Below are 21,048 nucleotides of genomic sequence, written 5' to 3' on the forward strand. Positions count from 1 at the left end.
GTCGGGTTTTCTCGGAAGGACAGATGAAAGCGAAGCGCTCCGTCGCGGCTCTCTCAGTGACTGGGATCGCCGTCGTCTCCGTTGTCGCGGGTATCGACCTCTTCAGCTCCCCCGGGAGCAGCCACGCCTCAGAGCAGGTGTCCGGCCGGGCCGAGATGGCTGTGCTGAACAGCGAGAAGGCGCGCGCCGTCAAGACGCCCTCGGAAAAGCCCCTGACCGCCGAGGAGCAGGCCAAGGAGGTTGCCCGGCTGCGCAACCAGCTCGAGGCGGTCGAGCAGGCCCGGAAGGCGGCGCAGGACCAGGCCCAGGTGAAGCGGGCGGCCAAGAACGCCGCGCTCCGGCGGTACGAGGCGTTGCGGAAGACGAACGAGAGCTCCAGTGACGAGCGCGCCAGCCGCGACGCCGAGCGGAAGAAGCTCGAAGGCACCCCCAAGGAGGTCGCGCGGAACCTCCTGCCCGACCACGGCTGGGGCGACGCGCAGTTCACCTGCCTGGAGAAGCTCTGGAACAAGGAGTCCCGCTGGCAGGTCGATGCCGACAACCCGAGCTCCTCGGCGTACGGCATCCCGCAGGCCCTCCCCGGCAACCGGATGGCGGCCTACGGCTCCGACTGGCGGACCAATCCGGTCACCCAGATCAAGTGGGGCCTCGACTACATCGAAGACCGCTACAACTCCCCCTGCTCGGCGTGGGCCCACTCCCAGGCCAAGGGCTGGTACTGAGCCCTACCAAGGGATCGGGCCGTTCTCGTCGAAGAAGCCGCCAGTGGGTCCGGCAGCAGGGATGACCGCGTACCGGACCACGACGGCAGCCCCCTGTGCCACCGGCCGGTCGGCGCCGGGTGACATGTCGGTTCTGGTGTAGCCAGGGTTGACCGCGTTGACCTTGATCGGCGTCTCTCGCAGTTCGCTCGCGAAAGCGACGGTCACCGCGTTCACCGCCGACTTCGACGTGTTGTACGCCAGGCCGTTCCACTCCGGGCGCCAATCCGGCCGGCTGACGACGGTCAGCGACCCAGCTCCGGACGACAGGTTCACGATCCGTCCGGCCTCGGCTCTGCGCAGCAATGGAAGCGCAGCCTGCGTCACGGCGACCAGACCGAACACATTGGTCTCATAGGTTCGTTTGAGCACGTCCAGTGCGACCTCACTCGGCGGACCCTCGGGCTGGGCGGTGCCGGCGTTGTTGACGAGCACATCGAGCCATCTGTGCTGCTGGTCGATCAGCTGGATCGCGGTCGCGACGCTCTCCGGGTTGCTGACATCCAAGACGACGTACGACACCTCTGCTCCCTCGGAGCGGAGCTTCTCCGCCGCTGTCCGGCCGCGGTCCTCGTCACGCGACCCGATCACCACCCGGTGATTCAGCTGGGCGAGCTGCCGGGCCACCTCGAAGCCGATGCCCTTGTTGCCGCCGGTCACCAGCGCGACCTTCCCACTGACTGTCATTCGTCGTCCTCGGCGTAGAGTCTTGGTCCGCGTCCGGAGGCCGGCGCGAAGGAGGACACCATTCTCACTATTGAGTGCGGCGGCGTTTGACATGGCGGAGATCGCGCGGGGTCGCAGCGAGCGGGGCGAGCTCGTTCTGCGGCGGCGGGAGGACGACGGGGCCCTGGAGCTCCGGGTGAACGGCGTCTTCGTGATGGACGACGTGGAGACCTCCAGCGAGGAGCTGCTGGCGTCGGCCGCGCTCTCGTCGATACGACGTCCTGACCGGGTGCTCGTGGGCGGTCTGGGGCTCGGCTACACCGTGCGTGCGCTGCTGGCCGACCCGCGGCTCGGTGAGGTGGTCGTCGCGGAGATCGAGCCAGATGTGGTCGCGTGGATGCGTGCCGGGCTGGTCCCGTCCGTGCTGGACGATCCGCGGGTGTCTGTGGTGGTGGGCGACGTCCGAACTGTGGTCACAGCCTCCCCGGACGCCTCCCTCGACGCCATCCTGCTGGACGTCGACAACGGCCCGGACTTCCTTGTATACAACGAGAACTCGCCTGTCTACGCCTCCCCGTTCGTCACCACGTGCCGGTCCAAACTGCGAACAGGCGGCGTACTGACGGTCTGGTCGTCCTCCGCGTCATCGGACCTGGAGGCGATCGTCACCTCCGTCTTCGGCGCGTGCGTGATCAAGCCCGTCTCCGTCAACCTCCAGGGCCGCGCCGAGACGTACTACGTCTACCAGGGCAGCTCGTAGCTCGGCGGTTGGGTGAACGCATCTATCCTCCTGTGTCGTTGTCCACAGCTTGTTTTTCAGCGGGGCCGACAGCGCTGAGCGACGTACTCTGCAGGTATGGGTGACAACGTGGAATTCAGGATCGAGCACGACACGATGGGAGAGGTCAAGGTGCCTCGGGACGCGTTGTGGCGGGCGCAGACCCAGCGTGCGGTGGAGAACTTCCCGATCTCCGGCCGGCCGCTGGCGCCGGAGCTCGTGCACGCGCTCGCACAGATCAAGGCGTCGGCGGCCGTGGTGAACGCGGAGCTCGGCGTTCTCGACCGGGCGCAGGCCGACGCGATCGTCGCCGCCGCGGACAAGGTGGCCGCGGGGGAGTACGACGCCGAGTTCCCGATCGACGTGTTCCAGACCGGCTCGGGGACGTCGACGAACATGAACACCAACGAGGTGCTCGCCACCCTCGCGAGCCGCGAGCTGGGCACCGAGGTGCACCCGAACGACCACGTCAACGCATCCCAGTCGAGTAACGACACCTTCCCGTCGGCGATCCACGTCGCCGCCACCGCGGGCGTCGTCCAGGATCTGCTGCCGGCGCTCGAGCAGTTGGCGCAATCCCTGTCCGACAAGGGATCCGAGTTCGCCGAGGTGGTGAAGTCCGGGCGGACCCACCTGATGGACGCGACGCCGGTGACGCTCGGGCAGGAGTTCGATGGGTACGCGATGCAGATCCGTCGCGGTGCGGACCGGGTTCGCGCAACGCTGCCGCGGGTGTCCGAGCTGCCCCTGGGAGGGACGGCGGTCGGGACGGGGATCAACACACCACCCGGCTTCGCCGCCAAGGTGATCGACGAGCTGAACCGCCGGACCGGCCTGGAGCTGAGCGAGGCTGCGGATCACTTCGAGGCGCAGGGAGCGCGGGACGGGCTGGTGGAGCTCTCGGGTCAGCTCAAGACGATCGCGGTCAGCCTGACCAAGATCTGCAACGACCTGCGCTGGATGGGGTCCGGGCCGCGGGCCGGGCTGGGCGAGATCCAGTTACCCGACCTGCAACCGGGGTCGAGCATCATGCCGGGCAAGGTGAACCCGGTGATCTGCGAGGCGACGCTGATGGTCGCCGCCCAGGTGATGGGCAACGACACCACGGTCACGGTGGCCGGTGCCGGCGGCAACTTCGAGCTGAACGTGATGCTCCCGGTGATCGCGCGCAACCTGCTCGAGTCGATCACCCTGCTGGCGAACAGTTCCCGCCTGCTGGCCGAGCGCTGTGTCGACGGCATCACCGCGAATGTCGAGCACGCCCGTGCGCTGGCCGAGTCGTCGCCGTCGATCGTGACTCCGCTGAACCGCTACATCGGCTACGAGAACGCGGCCGCGGTGGCGAAGAGCGCGCTCAAACAGGGCAAGACGATCCGTGAGGTCGTGATCGAGAACGGTCATGTGGAGAAGGGCGATCTGACCGAGGAGCAGTTGGATGCGGCCCTCGACGTACTGTCGATGACTCGGCCGGCCCAGCCATGACGGCCGCGGCGGCGCCTGAGCCGGGGCGCTTCTGGGAGCCGGGCACGGTGATCGAGTGGGTGTACCAGGGGACCGGTCGGCACGAGGACAAACCGAACGTCCGGCCGATGACCGTGGTGCGCGATGACGAGGACGGGCTGGTCGCCTGGCTCGCGCCCGGTACGCCGCTGATCAAGCCGGTGCTCACCGACGGCCGCGAGACCAGGTACGCCGGTCCGGTCGCGATGTTCACCGAGGAGCGGGTGCTGAAGCTCGACGTCTGGCGCGGCACCGGGATCCTGAAGGTGTTGCCGCCGGGCAAGCCGTGGTCGGTGTGGCTGTTCTGGGCGGACGACGGCACGTTCCGCGGGTGGTACGTGAACCTCGAGGCGCCGCATGTCCGGGATGTCGCAGGTCGTCGTACCAGCACCGTCGATCATGTCCTCGATCTCTGGATCCACCCGGATCGATCGATCGAGTGGAAGGATGAGGACGAGCTGGAAGGTGCGGTCACAGCGGGTCGCTTCAGCTCCGCCGAGGCCGCCGGGATCATCGCCGACGCGCACGTCGCTGTTCGCGAGATCGAGGCCTGGGGCCCACCGTTCTCGGACGGCTGGGAGTCCTGGACCCCGCCCGCTCACTGGCGCTTGCCGACGGCCCCGACCACGCACCAACCGACCCTGATCGCCGAGGAGCTGTACAGCTGACATGCCCAATGCTCTTCTGCTCAGCGGTGGCGGCGGGGTCGGCAAGACCACCCTCGGCCAGGCCATCGGTCGGCTGCTGACCTCCCGCCGCCACCCGACCGCGGTGCTCGACCTCGACGCCGTGGCCCAGTTCGGCCCGGCGGGTCCACCGGGCCCGGCCGTCGCCGGTCGCGCTCTTCCGGCCGGCCTGCGGTTCCACGACCAGTTGCGGGTGCACAACCTCGCCGCGGTGTGGACCACCTACCGTGACGCCGGTGCCCGCTTCATGGTCGTCAGCGGTCCCGTGGACACGGCCGACCATCGCGCGGCGTACACGTCGGCGTTGGTGGACTGCGACGTACAGGTGGTCAGGGTGGTCACTCCGCCCGACCTGATCGCGGAGCGTACCCGGACCACCCGCGGCCCCGAGTGGGACCTCCAGACCGCGCTCGACCAGGCCGCGACCCACGAGCCGATCCAGGACCACACCGTGACCAACGACCGGCCACCGGCGGAGGTCGCCGCGGAAATCCTGGCGAGGGTTGCCTGGAGCTCGTGAGCAACGGGTGGGTCACGAGGGGTTCTCAATTCCAGGTTCGGACTTACCGTGGAAACATGTACACGATCGAGCTGCAACCTGAGGAGCTGCGACTACTGCGATCCGCGCTTGGGTCGTACCTCCAGGCCTTCGGCCACAACGAAGCCGATGTCGTCCAGGCCGCGAAGACGCTCCTCCTCAAGCTGCCGGAGCCAGTCGAGGTGAAGGCGAGTTAGTTCTGCACGGGTTCCAGTAGGGCGACCGGGATCGGGCGCTTGGCCTTGGTCGCGTAGCGCCCGATGCGCGGGTCCTCGGCCAGGATGACGTCGGTCCAGACGGTCTGACGTTCCTGGCCGGTCAGCTCACGCGGATGCATGGTGACATGCTTCGCGCCGAGCTGGACGTCCGTGGTCTCGACCGCGCGCAGGTTGCGGAACCAGTCCGGGTCGGTCCTCGAACCTGAGCCGGTTCCCCAGACCAGCAGTCCGTCGGGCCGTTCCAGGTACCGCACACAGGTCGAGTGCGGTTCGCCGGTCCGGCGGCCGGGCGTGGTCAGCATCAGCACGTGCACGTCCTTGCTGCCACTGGCCAGCCGCCCGTCGAGGGTGCGATACATCCACACCCCGATCCGGTTCCCCACCCGCGCCATCCGTCGGCTCATCCCCACCACCCCCGCTTCCGAGGGTCCTGCGATCACCGAGCGTCGTCAAGCCTCAACTGCGGGGGCGGACCGTGAGCGGGACGGGCTTCCGCGTGTCGGTGAAGAAGTCGTTGCCCTTGTCATCCACCACGACGAAGGCCGGGAAGTCCTCGACCTCGATCTTCCAGACCGCTTCCATCCCGAGCTCGGCGTACTCCACCACGTCGACAGACTTGATGCAGTCCTGCGCCAGCCGGGCCGCCGGGCCGCCGATCGAGCCCAGGTAGAAACCGCCGTGCTCCTTGCACGCCTGCGTCACCTTCGCCGACCGATTGCCCTTGGCAAGCATGACGAACGATCCACCGGCCGCCTGGAACTGGTCGACGTACGCGTCCATCCGTCCGGCCGTGGTCGGCCCGAAGGAGCCGGACGCGTACCCCTCGGGCGTCTTGGCCGGGCCGGCGTAGTACACCGCGTGGTCGCGCAGGTACTGCGGCATCGGCTCGCCGGCGTCGAGGCGCTCCTTGATCTTGGCGTGCGCGATGTCCCGGGCGACGACGAGCGGGCCGCTCAGCGAGAGCCGGGTCTTCACCGGCAGCTTGGTCAGCTCGGCGCGGATCTCGCTCATCGGCCGGTTCAGGTCGATCCGGACCACGTCGGTGTCGTCGTCGAGGTGCTCGTCGGTGGTGTCCGGCAGGAACCGCGCCGGGTCGCGCTCGAGCTGCTCCAGGAACACACCCTCCGGCGTGATCTTCGCCAGCGCCTGCCGGTCGGCCGAGCAGGACACCGCGATCGCGACCGGGCAGGACGCGCCGTGCCGCGGCAGCCGGATCACCCGGACGTCGTGGCAGAAGTACTTGCCGCCGAACTGCGCGCCGATCCCGAACTCCTGGGTCAGCTCGAAGACTTTCTCCTCCAGCCCCAGGTCGCGGAACCCGTGCCCGAGCGGCGAACCCGAGGTCGGCAGCGAGTCGAGGTAGTGCGCGGACGCGTACTTCGCGGTCTTCAGCGCGTACTCCGCGGAGGTGCCGCCGACGACGACCGCGAGGTGGTACGGCGGGCAGGCCGCCGTACCGAGGGAGCGGATCTTCTCGTCCAGGAACTTCATCATCCCGTCCGGGTTGAGCACCGCCTTGGTCTCCTGGTACAGGAACGACTTGTTCGCCGAGCCGCCGCCCTTGGCCATGAAGAGGAACTTGTACGCAGGAGCAGAGCCCTTGGCCGGACCTGGTGGCACTGCGTAGAGCTCGATCTGGGCCGGCAGGTTGGAGCCGGTGTTCTTCTCGTCCCACATGGTCAGCGGGGCCATCTGGGAGTAGCGCAGGTTCAGCTTGGTGTAGGCGTCGTACACACCGCGGCTGATCCACTCCTCGTCGACCGCGCCGGTGAGTACACCCTCGGACTTCTTGCCCATCACGATCGCCGTACCGGTGTCCTGGCACATCGGCAGGACGCCGCCGGCCGAGATGTTCGCGTTCTTCAGCAGGTCGAGCGCGACGAACCGGTCGTTCCCGGACGCCGCCGGGTCGTCGATGATGCGGCGCAGCTGCGCGAGATGCGCGGTCCGCAGGTAGTGCGAGATGTCGTGCATCGCCTCGGCGGTCAGTGCCTGCAGCACCTCCGGCTGCACCTGCAGGAAGGTCCGGTCGCCGGCCGTGAACGTGCTCACGCCCTCGGTCGTCAGCAGGCGGTACTCCGTGTCGTCGGAACCGAGCGGCAACAGGTCGGAGTAACTGAAGTCGGCGGACACCGGCATACCTCCATCACACGTGGTCTGAGCCCTCCAAGCCTAGATCGCCCGGTTCCGGCCGCTGAGGTTAGGCCAGGCTCAGGGATCGGATCAGGGTTGAACCGGGGAGGAAACCTGGCTGCCGTGCGCCGTGCCCGCGCGTAAGGTTTTGTCGTGGCTCAGGATGAGGTTCCCCAGGACGACCGACCGCAGGATTCCGTGCCCGCGCAGCCGCCGGCACCGCTGACCGGTGACGAGCTGGCGATGCGGCGCCGGGTGTCGGACCTGGAGCGCGAGGAGGTCGCCGACGTCCTGCGGGAGGCCGCGGGCGAGGGCCGGCTGTCATACGCCGAGCTCGAGGAGCGGCTCGAGACCCTGTACGCGTCGAAGACGTACGGCGAACTGGTTGAGATCACCGCCGACCTCCCGAACGGCCCGACCGTACCGGGGGTGCCGGCCGTCAGCCCGCAGCAGTACGCCGGCGTCACGGTCCAGACCGGGCCGGTGATCAACGCGTTCATGTCGGAGACCAAGCGCACCGGGAACTGGCTCCCACCCCAGCACCAGGAGGTCAACGCCGTCCTCGGCGACATCACCCTGGACTACACCGAGGCCCAGCTCCCGTACGACGAGGTGTTCGTCGAGGTGAAGTCGATCCTGGCCGACGTGAAGATCCGCGTCCCGCAGAACGCGATCGTCCACCTCGACAGCAACCCCATCCTCGGCTCCGTCTCCGAACAACAGTCCGGCCCCGCCGACCCCAACACCACCCCCGGCACCCCGAAAACCTTCCACATCCGCGGCACCGCCATCCTCGGCGAAATCAAAATCAAACGAGGCCCCCGCCTCACCAAACGCCTCGGCCTCGCCTGACCACACTGCTCAGCCCGGCCGGCCCGGAGGCAACCGGAAGGCGCCGGCCAGGCGGCGTTGCTCGTTCAGCACGTCCTCCAGCCAGCGAGCGAACGCCAGGACGTCCCGAACGTTCTCCTGGCTGAGGGTGAGATCCTTGGCCCAGACATCGGCCGGGATGATCGGCAGGGTCTGGGCGAATCCGAGGCCGTGCGGAATGCCGATCGAGCCGACGTCGGTCCAGGCCATGAACTTCCGGCCGGAGCGAATGCCTTGGCGATCGACGGTCACCATTGGCCGCCGGGTGATTGCCTGCCAGCCGATGAAGCCGAGGCAGCCGACGACCGACGCGACGAGAGCGAAGGCGAGCAGGCGGGCGACGCCTCCGTCTTCCACCACGCTGGTGAACGACGTCCCTGTCGTCGCGCACGGCAGGACGGTGATCACCACCTTGAACGTCAGCGCTCGCCTCCGCTGCGGAAACACCACCCGCCCGGCCCGCCGCAGTTCCTCCGCCCACACCTCCGGCGACGCCTCACCCATGCCGGTCATCTGAACCCCCGGGCTCTAAGGCGTGTTGGTGGCGCGTTGGGCCTCGAGCCAGAGGGCGAAGGCTTGGATATCACGGACGTTGTCCCGGGTGATGGTGAGCTTCCGGTGAACCTGCAGGGTGGTGAGGGGGCCCTGGGCATGTGGGGCGGGGATCGGGCCGATCTCGTTCCAGGGGATGAGTTTCCGGCGGCCGGCCCGGATGCCTTCGCGGTCGATGGTGATCGCGGGGCGGCCGGTGGCGAGTTGCCAGACGCCGACCCCGACGAGAGCCGCGACGATCACGATGCCGGCTACCAACTGCACGGTCTCGGGCGTCCCGAGAGTCAGCTCCTGGTTGAGTGACACGACCGTGAGCACGCCGATCGCCACGGCGGGCACGAAGCACCGGACCACCACCGTCAACCGCCGTACCGGAAACACCACCCGTCCGGTACGCCGCAACTCGTCCGTCCAGACCTCAGACACTCCACACCCCCAGCTGTCGAACTCCCCCGGAGCAGGCTCACTCTAGACGGTGGGTCCGGGCGGTCCAGCGGCCGTGGGAGTGGTGGATGTGGATGGTGTGGTTGAACGCTGTTGAGACGTGCGAGGTGGTCAGGACGTCCTGAGCGTCGCCTGCGGCCAGGACGTGGCCGTCGCGGAGGAGGGCGGCGTGGGTGGTGGTGGCGGGGAGTTCCTCGAGGTGGTGGGTGACGAGGATGGAGGCCAGGTGGGGGTGGGTGGTGTGGACGTGGTCGAGGGTTTCGAGGAGTTGTTCGCGGGCGGCGACGTCGAGGCCGGTGGAGGGCTCGTCGAGGAGGAGTAGGCGGGGGTTGCTGATCAGGGCGCGGGCGATGAGGGCCCGGCCCCGTTCGCCTTGGGAGAGGGTGGTCCACGGGTCGCGGGCCTGGGCGCCGATCCCCAGGAGGTCGATCAGGTCGAGGGCACGAGCGTCCTGGGCTGGAGTCGGCTGCCAGCGCGGCATGCGTTCGACGGTGCCGGTCAGCCCGGTCAGGACGACGTCGACGATCGTCAGCGGTGAGCGCAGCGGGTGCCGTGGGTTCACGTGCCCGATCGACTCCCGCAACGTGCGGATGTCGACGGTGCCGAGGCGCCGGCCGAGGATCTCGACGGTGCCGCGGGTCGGATGCGTGACCGCCCCGCACAAGCCCAGCAGCGTGCTCTTGCCGGCCCCGTTCGGCCCGAGGAGCGCCCACCGCTCACCGTCGCCGATCGTCAGCGACACCCCGGCGAGCAGCAGCTTGCCGTCCCGGACGAAGTCGACGTCCTTCAGTTCAAGCACCCGAAAACCTCCTCGTACAGTTCCTTCAGCTCCACCGCACTCGCCTCCCGGCCCGTCTCGTCGGTACGACGCTGCACGTGCCCCGCGAACTCCTTCTCCTGCGCCGGCGTCATCCGCACCCCGTACGACGCCTCCAGCACATGCGCGATCCCGCCCTTCCCCGACTGACTGTTCACCCGTACGACGGCCTCGTACCCGCGACCCACATCGGCCGGATCGATCGGCAGATAAGGCACATCCCAGAACTCCTCGTCAGCCGTCCGCCGTGCGAACCCCTTCCGGATCGCATCCTGATGGGTCCCGGAGAACGCCGTGTAGACGAGGTCCCCGACGTACGGGTGCCGCGGATGGATCGGCATCCGGGTGCAGTACTCGACCGTCTCGCGGATCCGGTCGATGTCGGAGAAGTCGATCATCGGGTCGACGCCCTGCGCGTGCAGGTTGAGTGCGAGTGTCGCGATGTCGACATTCCCGGTGCGTTCGCCGTTGCCGAAGATGCACCCCTCGACCCGCTGCGCACCGGCGAGTACGGCGAGCTCCGCGCAGGCGATGCCCGTACCGCGGTCGTTGTGCGGGTGCACCGAGAGGATGACGCTGTCGCGGCGCGGCAGGTTCTTGTCCATGTACTCGATCTGGTCGGCGTACACATTCGGGGTCGCGGCCTCGACCGTCGCCGGCAGGTTGAGGATGACCGGCCGCTCCGGCGTCGCTTCCCACCGCTTGGTCAGTTGGTCGCTCAACTCCAGCACGAAATCCGGCTCGGTCAGGTTGAACACCTCCGGCGAGAATTGGAACCGCACCGAGTCGCCGGCCAATCGCAGGATCTCCTCGGCGCCGGTGTAGATCATCGACGCCAGTTCGTCCCGGGTACGACGCAGTACGACGTCGCGCCAGGTCGGTGCGGTGGCGGCGTACATGTGGATGACCACCGGAGTCCGCATCCCGGCGATGGACTCGACCGTCCGCTCGATCAACTCCGGGCGCGCCGGCGTGAAGACGACGATGGTGACATCGTCGGGCACCAGGTCGGAGGTCGCGAGCAGCCGGACGAAGTCGAAGTCGGTCTGGGAGGCGGACGGGTACCCGACCTCGATCTCTTTGTAGCCCATGGCAACCATCAGCTCGAAGAACCGCCGCTTGCGGGCCGGGTCCATCGGGTCGGCCAACGCCTGGTTGCCGTCGCGCAGGTCGACCGGCACCCAGAGCGGGGCGGTGGTGATCCGGCGGTCCGGCCACTCGCGGTCGACGGGTGCGACCGGCACCTTCGCGAAGATGTCGCGGTAGCGGTGGCTGGGCATGGGGGAGTGCTGCTGGCGGTTCCAGTCCATCGATCTCTTCCTTCGGCTCGCAACTGAGAGACCGGCAGGCGACAGCACTCCACGGTGGGGGTGCCGGTCGATCAGCTCCCGCCGTGGCGGCCAAGAAGGAGGAGGTTCCAGGACATGCGGAACACGCTAACCCGAGATCAACTCCTCAGACAAGCTGAGAACTTCGGACGCCCTAGACTGAGCCGCATGATCCGCCGTCACCCCCTCGCCGAGCAGGCGGCCGAGGAGCTGCTCCGCCGGATCGGCAGCGGTGAGTGGCAGCTCGGCCAGAAGCTGCCCGGCGAGACGACGCTCGCCGCGCAGCTCGGAGTCGGCCGGTCGACGATCCGCGAGGCGGTCCGTGAGCTGGCCGGCCGCCGGGTGCTCGAGAGCCGTCAGGGCGCCGGTGTGTTCGTCATCGCGCAGCAGGCCGCGGAGGACTGGGACAAGGTGCTTCGCAAGGCGGATATCACCGACGTGCTGGAAGGGCGGCTCGCGATCGAGACCGAGGCGGCCCGGCTGGCGGCATCCCGTCGTACGCCGGCCGATCTCAAGAACTTCCGCTACACGCTGGCGGATCGGAAGAGGGCATCCGAGAAGTCACCGGACGACTGGTACGTCGAGGCGGACCTGGCCTTCCACCGGGCCGTGGTGACAGCCGCGCACAACGCCGTACTGACCGAGCTGTTCGACACGTTCGTACCGCGGATCCGCCGGGCGATGCTGGACATGCTGAAGCTCGACCAGGTGCACCGCCACCGCCACGACCAGGCGGCCCACGAGGCGATCGCCGACGCCATCCGTGAGCGCGACCCCGAGCTCGCCGCGACCCGCGCGCGGGAACACCTCAGCGCGGTCCGGAGTGCGGTCAACTAGGCGCGATGCCGGTCGTGGAGTGAGCGCAGCCAAGGCGTCAGGGCGTCCAGATCCCCGACGTTGTCCTGCGGGATGGTCAACGGCCGGGCCCGCCGATCAGCGGGGCGAATCTGCACGGTCCGGATGCCGGGGAGGCCGGCCGGGTCGTCGATGCTGGTGATGCCGGACCACCGCAGGCTCCGGCCGCGGGTGATGCCATCGGCGTCGACCTTGACGACCGGCCGATTGGTGACGAGTTGCCACAGCGTGAGGCCGGTGCCGTAGACGAACGCGGCCAACGCGGTCAGCCTCAGTACGCCGAGCGTCCCGGAGATGTCGTCGTTGCGCAGATGATCGAGGTTGGTCCACGCCGACATCACCATCAGCAGCGCGAACCCGGCCAGCCGGATCGCCAGCCGCCCGCGCCGCGGCGGGAAGACGACGCTGCCCTTGCTCTCGAGCTCCGCGGACCACGTATCAGCCGACATCAAGCACCCCAGATCGAGACATGTTCAGCCGCCGTCGGCGGGTCGGCGCCGTGCCGCGTGCAGGTGATCGCGGCGGCCTTCACCGCGTAGTCCACCACGTCACGCAGCTCGGATGCCGTCAGCCCGTCCAGCCGCGTCGCACCCAGCAGCCCGCGTCCGTGCAGGCCCGCAATCAACGCCGACATGAACGAGTCGCCGGCGCCGACGGTGTCGATCACCTGGATCGCGGGCGCCGTCACCTCGACCCGCGCGTCCGCGCTGATCCCGATCGCGCCGTCGCCGCCGCGCGTGATCACCACGCACCGGGTCCGATCGACGCTCAGCAACTCCGCCGCGATCTCGTCGGCCGACATCCCCGGTCGCAGGAACTCGCAGTCCTCATCGCTGAGCTTCACCAGGTCGGACAGCGTGGCCAGCTCACGGACGGCGGCCCACGTCGAGACCGGGTCCGGAGTGATCGTCGGCCGCGCGTTCGGATCCAGTGTCACCGTCACCGGCTGGTCCGCCATCGCCTTCAGGAAAGCGTGGATCGCCTGCGCACCCGGCTCCAGCACGGTCGCGATCGACCCGGTGTGGATCGCCGGACAACCCCGCGACAGCGACAGCGCCGGCGGCTCCCAGGTGATGTCGAACTGGTACGACGCCACCCCGGCCGCATCGAGGGTCGCGGTCGCCGTACTGGTCCGGAACCCGGGATCCACCGAGCCGGGCGCCAGCTGGACCCCGTTCCCGAACAGATGAGCGCCGAGCTGGTCGCCGTACGGATCGGTCCCGAAACGCGTCACGAGCTGAGTCGGTACGCCGAGACGCGCCAGACCGACCGCGACGTTCGCGGGCGAGCCGCCGGGAGTCGCCTTGGCCTTGCCATTGCCGTTCCGGGTGGTCGTGCGGGCCGAAGCGCCGACGATGTCCACGAGAGCCTCGCCGATGACGAGGACAGGTGCCGTCATCTTGCGTGCTCGAAGTCGATGGCGGAGTAGGCGCGCAGCTTCTCGAGCTGGTGAACGCTCTCGATGCTGCGGATCGTGCCGCTGCGGGACCGCATCACCAGCGAATGAGTGCGCGCGGTGGACCGTCCGTACCGGACGCCGCGCAGCAGCTCGCCCTCGGTGATCCCGGTGGCGACGAAGAAGCAGTCGTCCCCGGAGACCAAGTCGTCGGTGCTCAGCACCCGGTCCAGGTCGTGGCCCGCGTCGATCGCCTTCTGCCGTTCCTCGTCGTCCTTCGGCCAGAGCCGGCCCTGGATCAGCCCGCCCACGCACTTCATCGCACAGGCCGCGATGATGCCTTCCGGCGTACCGCCGATGCCGAGCAGCATGTCCAGACCGGTATCCGGCCGGGCCGCCTCGACCGCGCCGGCCACGTCACCGTCGCTGATGAACTTGATCCGCGCGCCGGTGGCCCGGATCTGGGTGGCCAGGTCCTCGTGCCGCGGGCGGTCCAGCAGGACGACGGTCACGTCGTCGACCGTGGAGCCCTTCGCCTTCGCCACCCGGCGGATGTTCTCCGCGACCGGGAGCCGGATGTCGACCACGTCGGCCGCCTCCGGGCCGACCACCAGCTTCTCCATGTAGAACACCGCCGACGGGTCGTACATCGAGTTCCGCGCCGACACCGCCATCACGGCGATGCCGTTGTTCATGCCCTTCGCGACCAGCGTCGTACCGTCGACCGGGTCGACCGCGACGTCACACTCCGGACCGTCGCCGGAGCCGACCTGCTCGCCGTTGTAGAGCATCGGGGCGTTGTCCTTCTCGCCCTCGCCGATCACCACCGTGCCGTTCATCCCGACGGTGCCGATCAGGGTGCGCATCGCGTTCACGGCCGCGCCGTCCGCGCCGTTCTTGTCGCCGCGGCCGACCCAGCGGCCCGCCGCCATCGCCGCGGCCTCGGTGACCCGGACCAGTTCCAGGGCGAGGTTCCGGTCGGGCGCGTCCGCCTCGACCTCGAGATGGGCAGGTGGCGTGGTCGGATCGCTCATGCCTCCGCCTCGCTGGCGCTCGGCTCCAGCATGAGCGATTGATCGGCTGTGCTTGTAGTTCGCTCGCTGCGCTCGCTCATGCCTCCGCCTCGCTGGCGCTCGGCTCCAGCATGAGCGATAGATCGGCTGTGCTTGTTGTTCGCTCGCTGCGCTCGCTCATGCCACCGGATCGTAGCCAACGCCCTCCGAGCTCGTTCAGGCGAGATGCGACACTCGGTGTATGAGTTCGACAGGTCAGGGCCCATCCGGCGACGGCGCACCCGCGGCGACGGAGGACCCGAAGGCGCCGCAGGGTTCGGAGGCGGCGCAGGATCCGCAGGTGCCGCAGGATCCGCGCGCGGCGGCCGCGGCGCGGGAGAAGGCCCGGGCGCGGGCCGAGGCGATCGCCTACCGGGAGCAGAACCGCAAGGACCGGGCCAAGGCACGCACGCTGACGAACATGGTCTGGGCGCTGCTGGCCTGTTTCGTCGTGGTCGCGTTCCTGATGGTCGTCACCTGGCGGCCGAAGCAGGAGAAGATCAACGAGGTCCCGTACTCCGCGCAACTGGAGGACGCCAAGAAGGTCGCGCCCTGGGTCCGCGGCCCGGCCCCGATGCCGGCCGGCTGGACCGCCACCAGCGTGGAATTCCGCACTCCGGAGCAGAGCCCGATCACCTGGCACCTGGGCATCGTCACGAACGAGAAGAAGTACGTCGGCCTGGAACAGTCCAACGTGACCGGCCCGAAATACCAGTCCGAGGAACTCGGCAAAACCACCGACGACGGTACGTCGAGCGTCGAGGGCGTGACCTGGCAGCGCAAGGTGCTGCTGGACCGCAAGAACGAGAACGCCTTGGTGCTGGTCGGTTCCGGTGTCACCACGATCGTGGTCGGGAATGCCGGTTACCCGGCCCTTGAAGCGTTTGCTTCGGTGCTGCGCTGATCACATCCTGACCACGTTCCGGACGAACATTGACACCTCGGGTAGCTGCGGGGTTCCATCGATTCTTCGGCTTGATATGCGCTCGGGGAAATCAGAGGGAGCTGTGCTTTGATTTCTGCAACCCAGGTCCGGGGTTGACCGAGCATGTTCGTTACGGGGTTGTTGCTCGCCGCGGAAGGTTCGCCACATCTCGGCGTACCGCGGCAATTGCTGTCCTACCACGGTGACACCCTGCTCGGGGCCGCACTCGACACCGCCCGAGCGTGTGCCTTCGACCAGTTGATCGTGACGCTGGGTACAGCGTCGGAGCAGATCCACGACCGGATCGACCTCGACGGGGCGCGGGTGGTCGAGTCACCGCACGCGGACACCGGCAGTTCGTCGATCGTGCCCGCGCTGGACGCGGTCGACCGCCGTACCGACGGAGTCGTGGTGATGCTCGGCGACCAGCCGGGCGTGACCTCGGCCACGGTGTGGTCGCTGGTCGCCGAGGGCGGGCCGGCCACCCCGATCGGGGTCACCCGGTACGACAACGGCCGCGGGTTCCCGTGCTGGTTCGGCCGGGAGGTGTTCGGCGAGCTGCGGCAGCTCCGCAGCGACGCCGAACTGTGGGAGCTGATCGAGCTGGGTAACCACCCGGTCACCCAGGTCGATGCGATGGGCAACGTTCCGCTCCGGGTCGAGACCTGGGACGACTACCGCAGCCTCGTGGCCGGCTACGACCCGGCGCACGGCGCCTTCGTTCCAGGTGCGTTCGACGACACCCATCCCACGCCGCTGCCGACCCACGGCCCGCACCGCCGTCACCGCGCAGTGCCCTGACACGGGTCAGTCCGCGCCCGCCAGCCGGAGTCCGACCACCCCGGTGACGATCAGGGCGATACAGGCCATCCGGCCCGGGGTGATCGGTTCGTCGAACAGCAGGATGCCCAGCGTCACCACTCCGATCGACCCCAGACCGGTCCAGACCGCGTACGCCGTACCGACCGGAAGGCGATCCAAGGTCTTCGCCAGCAGGACGACCGAGATGACGCCGAAGACCAGCACACCGACGGTCGGCCAGAGCCGGCTGAACCCTTCGCTCGGTTTGAGGCTCAGCGCGAACGCGATCTCGAACGCGGCGGCCGCAAGCAGCACCAACCACGCCATCAGGCCGCCAGCGCTCCTCTCAGATGCCGCTGCGTGACGGTCGCGACCCGGACGCCGAGGGCTTCCGCGGTGCGCAGGTCCGTGGCCGGCGGCGCCTTCTCGGCCGACAGGTCGGCGTCGGACTGCGCCATCGCGCCGAGCCAGCTGCCGAGCCGGTTGAGGTCCTCGATGCTCGCGGTGCTCTCGGACCAGCCGGGGTAGGCGTCCAGGCCGACCCAGATCATCCCGTGCTGGGCGGCGAAGACGGCGAGGTCGACCAGGCTGTTGAGCTTGTCGCCGGACATCGCCTTGGAGTTGGTGAACCCGGCAGCGATCTTGTCCCGCCAGGCCAGGTTGTCGGCCCAGGCCCGCACGCTCTCCTCGGCGAACTTCTTGAACACCGAACTCGGGCTGCCCATGTACGTCGGGGCGCCGAAGATGATCGCGTCCGCGGCGGCGAGCCGGCTCCAGACGTCCTCGGTGAGCTCGTCGAGCGGGATCAGATCGGCGACGGCTCCTGGCACCTGCGCGGCACCGGCGGCGACGGCCTCTGCTTGGCGAGCGGTGTGGCCGTACCCGGAGTGGAAGGCGATCGCGATCCGGGCGGGGGTGTTGCTCATTCTTTCCTCCAAGGTCTTTAGCGGACTACAGTCCGTCTTATGAACGACAATACCGGACCGCAGTCCGCTTCACAACGGGGTCTCCCGGTCGTGGGTCAGTTGCGCCCGGAACGCGCGGACGCACGGCGGAACCGGCTGAGGGTGCTGGAGGCGGCCGACCGCCTGTTCACCGAGCACGGCGTGAAGAACGTCTCGCTGGACGCGATCGCCGCGGCGGCGGGTGTCGGCAAGGGCACGGTGTTCCGCCGCTTCGGCGACCGCGCCGGCCTGGCGGTGGCTCTCCTCGACGAGCGGGAGCAGGAACTCCAGGCGAAGGTCCTCACCGGCCCGCCGCCGCTAGGGCCCGGCGCTCCCGCGGCCGACCGGATCACGGCGTTCCTGGACGCGTACCTCGACCTCCTCGACCGGCACGTCGAGTTGTTCGTGGACAGCGAGAACGCGTCCGAGGGCGCCCGCTACCGCATCGGGTCCTACCACCTCTGGCGCCGCCACCTCGAGCTCCTGATCGAGGAAGCCCGCCCGGACCTGGACGCCGACTACACCGCCCACGTCCTCCTGGCTCCCCTCGCCGCTGACCTTCACCACGCGCTGCGCGAGAACGGCTTCGGCCTGACCCGCATCAAGGCAGGCCTCCGCACCCTGGCTACAAACGCACTGAAAGCCTGATCTCGGGGAGATTGTTCAGCGACGAGTGGGTCCGCCCGGCCGTCTCCGTGAAGCCGTACCGCGCGTAGAACCGCCGAGCCCGGCTGTTCGCCTCGAGCACCCAGAGCCACACCGCCGTACATCCGGCGTCCCCCAGGTCCGCTACGGCGGCATCCGCCAGTGCCCGTCCGGCGCCCGTGCCCCAGTGATCCGGGTGGACGTAGAGGGCGTACAGCTCGCCAGTGTGCGCCGGCGCTTCGGGATCACGCTCCGGGCCGACACCTGCGTAACCGGCGATCTGTTCCCCGATCGAGGCGACGTACAGGCGGGAACGTCCGGCGGCGATGCTGTCGGACCAGGATGCGGCGATGGCATCGGGGTCCATCGCGTCGAGGAAGTCTTGTGGGACCAGGCTGGTGAAGGCGGCACGCCAGCTAGCGATGCGTGCCGCGGCCGCGCCGTGCAGGTCCCCGGGGCGGGCGGCCCGTACCTCCACGGTTCAGTTGGGCTTTTCCTCGTGGGCGGCTTGGGCTTTGGCCAGGCGTTCGCGGGCGCCGTCGAGCCAGCGTTGGCAAGTGGAGGCGAGTTCTTCGCCGCGTTCCCAGAGGGCGAGGGACTCTTCCAGCGTGGTGCCGCCGGCTTCGAGTTTGCGGACCACCTCGACCAGTTCCTCCCGGGCCTGCTCGTAGGAAATCTCCGGACGGTCGCCGCTCACGTGTTCTCCTCGGACTTGACTTCGACCGCGAATCGGCCGTCGCTGACTCGCGCCTGCAGCAGATCGCCGGCCGCCACCTGCGCCACTTCCCGTACGGCGGTGCCGTCGGCCAACTGCAGCACGGAGTACCCCCGCTCCAGCGTCGCCTTCGGGGACAACGCCCGTACGCTCGCCAATCGGTGGGTGATGTCGTCACTGGCCCGATCCAGCCGGTGCGTCAGCGTCCGCCGGCTTCGCTCGACCAGCGCCGCGATCTCGTCGGACCGGCGCTGCAGATCCGTCACCGGCGCCGCGAGCGACGGCCGGCTGCGAATCGCCGCCAGCGCATGCATCTCCCGCTCCAGCCATCCGGTGACCGCTCGCAGACCGCGCTCCCGCAGCAGCCGCACGCCGTCCAGCTCCTCGCGCACATCCGGCACGATCCGCTTCGCCGCATCCGTCGGTGTGGACGCGCGCAGGTCCGCGACCAGGTCGAGCAAGGGGGAGTCCGGCTCGTGCCCGATCGCGCTGACCACCGGCGTACGCGCCAGCGACACCGCCCGGATCAGCCCTTCGTCCGAGAACGGCAGCAGATCCTCCAGCGACCCGCCGCCGCGCGCGATCACGATCACCTCGACCGACTCGTCCGCATCCAGCTTCCGCAGTGCGGTCATCACCTCACCGGCCGCGGCCGGCCCCTGCACCGACGCGTACTCGACCCGGAAGGCCACCGCCGGCCAGCGACGCTTCGCGTTCTCCAGTACGTCGCGCTCCGCCGCGGAGTCACGCCCGCAGATCAGCCCGATCGTGTGCGGCAGGAACGGCAACGACTTCTTCCGGTACGACGCGAACAACCCTTCAGCGGCAAGGAGTTGCTTCAGCCGCTCGATCCGGGCGAGCAGCTCACCGATCCCGACGTGCCGGATCTCGTTGATGGCCAGTGCGAGCGTGCCGCGACGGGCGAAGAAGTTGGGTTTCGCGTTCACCACCACGCGCGAACCGTCCGTGACCGGCGGGTCCACCGCCTCGAACACCCGCCGGTTGCAGGTGAACCGCAACGAGATGTCCGCGTCGGTGTCCCGCAACGTGCCGAAGACGGTCGTCGTCCCGCGCCCGATCGACACGTCGGTCAGCTGTCCCTCGACCCAGACCGCGCCGAGCTGGTTGATCCAGCTGGCAATACCGTTCGCGATCGTGCGAACGGCTGCAGGCGCATCCGGCGAGGTCTCCAAAGCCACGCCCAGACCCTACGACCCCGCGCCGACAAACCCCCGCACGCCATGCTCGATCACTTTCTCCAGCAAGCCGTCAGGCAGTACGCCGGGCAGCGTGAGCTGCTCGAGCATGTAGCCACCGACGGTCAGATAGAGCAGCAACGGATCTCCTGGAAGCCCGTGCTCCCGATGGAGGCGGATGTTCTCCTCCAGGTTCTCCCGCACCCGCCGGGCGAGCGCCTCCTGCAGCGCAGGTCGCCGGGTGGCCTCCAGGCGGAGCTCGAGCAGTGCGAGATACCCGGCGCGGTCCTTGGTCAGCCTGTCCTGCAGCAGGTGGAGCAACGACGTCAGGAACTCGGTGGACGGCGGCTGATTGAGGTCGGCCGGGTCGGGGTCCAGGCGGTCGTGAATCCGGAGCCCGGCCTGGAGCAGGAGGTCGTCACGACTGGAGAAGTAGTTCGAGGTCGTCCCGTTCGGTACGCCGGCCGCGACGTCGACCGATCGGAAGGTCAGCCCGCGGGCGCCGTCCGCCGCAAGCACCTGGATCGCCGCGTCCACCAGCGCCGTCCGCCGCTCCGGATTGGTTCGCATGCCAAACTCCCTTGATCAAACCACTACGTGCAGAGTACTCTGCTCGGAGTGGTTTACCAAGAGGAGGCGTGGCCACTTCGCCGTACGACGCCTGGCATTGACCGACCACCAGATCTACAAGACCGGCATCGCCGTATTCACCTATCGCAAGGCCTGATCGCATGCGTCCGCTGTTGCTCCTCGACTTCGACGGCCCACTGAATCCCTATCGAGCTCAGGAGATTCCGCCCGGTTTCGAGCGGCACGAGATCGTCGAGGGCGACAAGACCTGGGTGGTGTTGCTGAATCAGCAGCACAGTGTGGAGCTCAACGCGCTCGCGGAGGTGTTCGACCTGGTCTTGGATCCACGGACCGGGCTCACCGCCGCGGACTTCGCGGCGATCCGGAACTGGGCGGGCCGTAATTCCTTTGCGGACAAGGCGTTCCGCCCGCATGATTGAGGCACTGGAAACACCTCCCGGGGGGAGCCGTCCGGACAGGGCGGACGGCTCCTCGTTGCTGTCAGCAACTTCCGCGGACCAGGGTGGCGCAGTGGGTAGCGCGCACCCCTCATAAGGGTGAGGCCGCCGGTTCGAGCCCGGCCCCTGGTACCTGTCTGGTGATGCTGGTCACACACCCAGGCGATTCGGGCGACTCTGAATGCGGCCCGTACCATGGG

At 68.7% G+C, this 21,048-nt stretch carries 28 protein-coding genes and 1 tRNA gene; 13 read left to right on the forward strand and 16 right to left on the reverse strand.

The features are described from left to right. Positions 1 to 23: 23 nt before the first annotated feature. Positions 24 to 722 (forward strand): hypothetical protein, encoded by a 699-nt coding sequence (locus tag ACGFIF_RS25450; RefSeq protein WP_393157817.1) that lies wholly within the window; start codon positions 24 to 26, stop codon positions 720 to 722. A gap of 3 nt (positions 723 to 725) precedes the next feature. On the opposite strand, the gene ACGFIF_RS25455 is transcribed toward ACGFIF_RS25450, so the two are convergent. Then, a complete protein-coding gene (locus tag ACGFIF_RS25455; protein WP_393157818.1) occupies positions 726 to 1,448 on the reverse strand; it encodes an SDR family oxidoreductase in 723 nt (240 codons plus the stop codon). 91 nt (positions 1,449 to 1,539) lie between these two features. On the opposite strand from ACGFIF_RS25455, the gene ACGFIF_RS25460 reads away from it, so the two are divergent. The 5 genes from ACGFIF_RS25460 (at position 1,540) to ACGFIF_RS25480 (ending at position 5,126) form a co-directional block, all read left to right on the forward strand. Then, complete coding sequence (locus ACGFIF_RS25460) at positions 1,540 to 2,187, forward strand: hypothetical protein (RefSeq protein WP_393157819.1); 648 nt, start codon at positions 1,540 to 1,542, stop codon at positions 2,185 to 2,187. Between the two features lie 96 nt (positions 2,188 to 2,283). After that, on the forward strand, positions 2,284 to 3,687 hold the full coding sequence (locus tag ACGFIF_RS25465; protein ID WP_393157820.1) for a class II fumarate hydratase: 1,404 nt from the start codon (positions 2,284 to 2,286) through the stop codon (positions 3,685 to 3,687). A 47-nt stretch (positions 3,688 to 3,734) separates the two neighbouring features. Beyond that, positions 3,735 to 4,373, forward strand: a complete 639-nt coding sequence (locus tag ACGFIF_RS25470) for a DUF402 domain-containing protein (protein ID WP_393157821.1) — start codon at positions 3,735 to 3,737, stop codon at positions 4,371 to 4,373. Position 4,374: 1 nt separating this feature from the next. Then, the gene (locus tag ACGFIF_RS25475; RefSeq protein ID WP_393157823.1) at positions 4,375 to 4,911 is read left to right on the forward strand and encodes a hypothetical protein; all 537 of its coding nucleotides are present in this window, start codon (positions 4,375 to 4,377) and stop codon (positions 4,909 to 4,911) included. 56 nt (positions 4,912 to 4,967) lie between these two features. Further along, positions 4,968 to 5,126: a hypothetical protein gene (locus ACGFIF_RS25480; protein WP_393157824.1), complete on the forward strand. Its 159-nt coding sequence runs from the start codon at positions 4,968 to 4,970 to the stop codon at positions 5,124 to 5,126. On the opposite strand, the gene ACGFIF_RS25485 is transcribed toward ACGFIF_RS25480, so the two are convergent. Then, positions 5,123 to 5,551, reverse strand: a complete 429-nt coding sequence (locus tag ACGFIF_RS25485) for a nitroreductase/quinone reductase family protein (protein ID WP_393157825.1) — start codon at positions 5,549 to 5,551, stop codon at positions 5,123 to 5,125. The two genes, ACGFIF_RS25480 and ACGFIF_RS25485, sit on opposite strands and share 4 nt — an antisense overlap. A 52-nt stretch (positions 5,552 to 5,603) precedes the next feature. Further along, positions 5,604 to 7,286, reverse strand: coding sequence for a fumarate hydratase (locus ACGFIF_RS25490; protein WP_393157827.1), 1,683 nt, complete (start codon positions 7,284 to 7,286; stop codon positions 5,604 to 5,606). Positions 7,287 to 7,433: 147 nt separating this feature from the next. On the opposite strand from ACGFIF_RS25490, the gene ACGFIF_RS25495 reads away from it, so the two are divergent. Further along, complete coding sequence (locus tag ACGFIF_RS25495; protein ID WP_393157828.1) at positions 7,434 to 8,132, forward strand: DUF1707 domain-containing protein; 699 nt, start codon at positions 7,434 to 7,436, stop codon at positions 8,130 to 8,132. A 9-nt stretch (positions 8,133 to 8,141) separates the two neighbouring features. Here ACGFIF_RS25495 and ACGFIF_RS25500 read toward each other — a convergent pair whose 3' ends face one another. Genes ACGFIF_RS25500 through ACGFIF_RS25515 form a run of 4 tightly spaced genes read right to left on the reverse strand, consistent with a single transcriptional unit; the run spans position 8,142 to position 11,273 of the window. Further along, a complete protein-coding gene (locus ACGFIF_RS25500) occupies positions 8,142 to 8,654 on the reverse strand; it encodes a hypothetical protein (protein ID WP_393157829.1) in 513 nt (170 codons plus the stop codon). 24 nt (positions 8,655 to 8,678) lie between these two features. Further along, entirely contained in the window at positions 8,679 to 9,128 is a 450-nt protein-coding gene (locus ACGFIF_RS25505; RefSeq protein WP_393157831.1) for a hypothetical protein, read from the reverse strand. A 37-nt stretch (positions 9,129 to 9,165) separates the two neighbouring features. Further along, positions 9,166 to 9,945: an ABC transporter ATP-binding protein gene (locus tag ACGFIF_RS25510; protein ID WP_393157832.1), complete on the reverse strand. Its 780-nt coding sequence runs from the start codon at positions 9,943 to 9,945 to the stop codon at positions 9,166 to 9,168. Then, the gene (locus ACGFIF_RS25515; protein ID WP_393157833.1) at positions 9,933 to 11,273 is read right to left on the reverse strand and encodes a 2-isopropylmalate synthase; all 1,341 of its coding nucleotides are present in this window, start codon (positions 11,271 to 11,273) and stop codon (positions 9,933 to 9,935) included. Before ACGFIF_RS25515 ends, ACGFIF_RS25510 begins: the two co-directional genes overlap by 13 nt. 186 nt (positions 11,274 to 11,459) lie before the next feature. Between ACGFIF_RS25515 and ACGFIF_RS25520 the strand changes: the two genes are divergently transcribed. Beyond that, on the forward strand, positions 11,460 to 12,128 hold the full coding sequence (locus ACGFIF_RS25520) for a FadR/GntR family transcriptional regulator (RefSeq protein WP_393157834.1): 669 nt from the start codon (positions 11,460 to 11,462) through the stop codon (positions 12,126 to 12,128). Here the strand turns inward: ACGFIF_RS25520 and ACGFIF_RS25525 are convergent. From ACGFIF_RS25525 to glpX, 3 genes are read right to left on the reverse strand one after another with little or no spacing between them, the layout of a single operon-like run. Next, on the reverse strand, positions 12,125 to 12,595 hold the full coding sequence (locus ACGFIF_RS25525) for a hypothetical protein (RefSeq protein ID WP_393157835.1): 471 nt from the start codon (positions 12,593 to 12,595) through the stop codon (positions 12,125 to 12,127). The genes ACGFIF_RS25520 and ACGFIF_RS25525 overlap by 4 nt on opposite strands. Further along, positions 12,595 to 13,545, reverse strand: coding sequence for a carbohydrate kinase (locus ACGFIF_RS25530; RefSeq protein WP_393157836.1), 951 nt, complete (start codon positions 13,543 to 13,545; stop codon positions 12,595 to 12,597). Before ACGFIF_RS25530 ends, ACGFIF_RS25525 begins: the two co-directional genes overlap by 1 nt. Further along, positions 13,542 to 14,576, reverse strand: coding sequence for a class II fructose-bisphosphatase (gene glpX, locus ACGFIF_RS25535; RefSeq protein WP_393157838.1), 1,035 nt, complete (start codon positions 14,574 to 14,576; stop codon positions 13,542 to 13,544). Before glpX ends, ACGFIF_RS25530 begins: the two co-directional genes overlap by 4 nt. 220 nt (positions 14,577 to 14,796) lie before the next feature. On the opposite strand from glpX, the gene ACGFIF_RS25540 reads away from it, so the two are divergent. After that, positions 14,797 to 15,498 carry a DUF4245 domain-containing protein gene (locus ACGFIF_RS25540; protein WP_393157839.1) on the forward strand — a complete coding sequence of 234 codons (702 nt, stop codon included), beginning with the start codon at positions 14,797 to 14,799 and terminating at the stop codon, positions 15,496 to 15,498. Positions 15,499 to 15,642: 144 nt separating this feature from the next. After that, positions 15,643 to 16,320, forward strand: a complete 678-nt coding sequence (locus ACGFIF_RS25545) for an NTP transferase domain-containing protein (protein ID WP_393157840.1) — start codon at positions 15,643 to 15,645, stop codon at positions 16,318 to 16,320. A 6-nt stretch (positions 16,321 to 16,326) separates the two neighbouring features. Here the strand turns inward: ACGFIF_RS25545 and ACGFIF_RS25550 are convergent, their stop codons facing one another. Both ACGFIF_RS25550 and ACGFIF_RS25555 read right to left on the reverse strand, forming a co-directional pair. Continuing rightward, positions 16,327 to 16,647 (reverse strand): DMT family transporter, encoded by a 321-nt coding sequence (locus tag ACGFIF_RS25550; protein ID WP_393157841.1) that lies wholly within the window; start codon positions 16,645 to 16,647, stop codon positions 16,327 to 16,329. Continuing rightward, a complete protein-coding gene (locus ACGFIF_RS25555; RefSeq protein WP_393157843.1) occupies positions 16,647 to 17,246 on the reverse strand; it encodes a flavodoxin family protein in 600 nt (199 codons plus the stop codon). The genes ACGFIF_RS25550 and ACGFIF_RS25555 overlap by 1 nt, the downstream gene beginning before the upstream one ends. Positions 17,247 to 17,285: 39 nt before the next feature. Between ACGFIF_RS25555 and ACGFIF_RS25560 the strand changes: the two genes are divergently transcribed. After that, entirely contained in the window at positions 17,286 to 17,912 is a 627-nt protein-coding gene (locus ACGFIF_RS25560) for a TetR/AcrR family transcriptional regulator (protein ID WP_393157844.1), read from the forward strand. Here ACGFIF_RS25560 and ACGFIF_RS25565 read toward each other — a convergent pair. Genes ACGFIF_RS25565 through ACGFIF_RS25580 form a run of 4 tightly spaced genes read right to left on the reverse strand, consistent with a single transcriptional unit; the run spans position 17,890 to position 20,390 of the window. Further along, on the reverse strand, positions 17,890 to 18,387 hold the full coding sequence (locus ACGFIF_RS25565) for a GNAT family N-acetyltransferase (protein WP_393157846.1): 498 nt from the start codon (positions 18,385 to 18,387) through the stop codon (positions 17,890 to 17,892). The two genes, ACGFIF_RS25560 and ACGFIF_RS25565, sit on opposite strands and share 23 nt — an antisense overlap. A 3-nt stretch (positions 18,388 to 18,390) precedes the next feature. Further along, positions 18,391 to 18,606 (reverse strand): exodeoxyribonuclease VII small subunit, encoded by a 216-nt coding sequence (locus ACGFIF_RS25570; RefSeq protein ID WP_393157847.1) that lies wholly within the window; start codon positions 18,604 to 18,606, stop codon positions 18,391 to 18,393. Continuing rightward, positions 18,603 to 19,823, reverse strand: coding sequence for an exodeoxyribonuclease VII large subunit (gene xseA, locus ACGFIF_RS25575; protein WP_393157849.1), 1,221 nt, complete (start codon positions 19,821 to 19,823; stop codon positions 18,603 to 18,605). Before xseA ends, ACGFIF_RS25570 begins: the two co-directional genes overlap by 4 nt. Positions 19,824 to 19,832: 9 nt before the next feature. Further along, the gene (locus ACGFIF_RS25580) at positions 19,833 to 20,390 is read right to left on the reverse strand and encodes a TetR/AcrR family transcriptional regulator (RefSeq protein ID WP_393157850.1); all 558 of its coding nucleotides are present in this window, start codon (positions 20,388 to 20,390) and stop codon (positions 19,833 to 19,835) included. A gap of 161 nt (positions 20,391 to 20,551) precedes the next feature. Here ACGFIF_RS25580 and ACGFIF_RS25585 point away from each other — a divergent pair, with 161 nt between their 5' ends. Beyond that, on the forward strand, positions 20,552 to 20,830 hold the full coding sequence (locus tag ACGFIF_RS25585; RefSeq protein ID WP_393157851.1) for a hypothetical protein: 279 nt from the start codon (positions 20,552 to 20,554) through the stop codon (positions 20,828 to 20,830). 77 nt (positions 20,831 to 20,907) lie between these two features. Then, a tRNA-Met gene (locus tag ACGFIF_RS25590) sits at positions 20,908 to 20,980 on the forward strand. Positions 20,981 to 21,048 lie beyond the last annotated feature (68 nt).

Origin of the sequence: Kribbella sp. NPDC049174 (genome assembly GCF_043197365.1) — a bacterium.
GTDB lineage: Bacteria > Actinomycetota > Actinomycetes > Propionibacteriales > Kribbellaceae > Kribbella.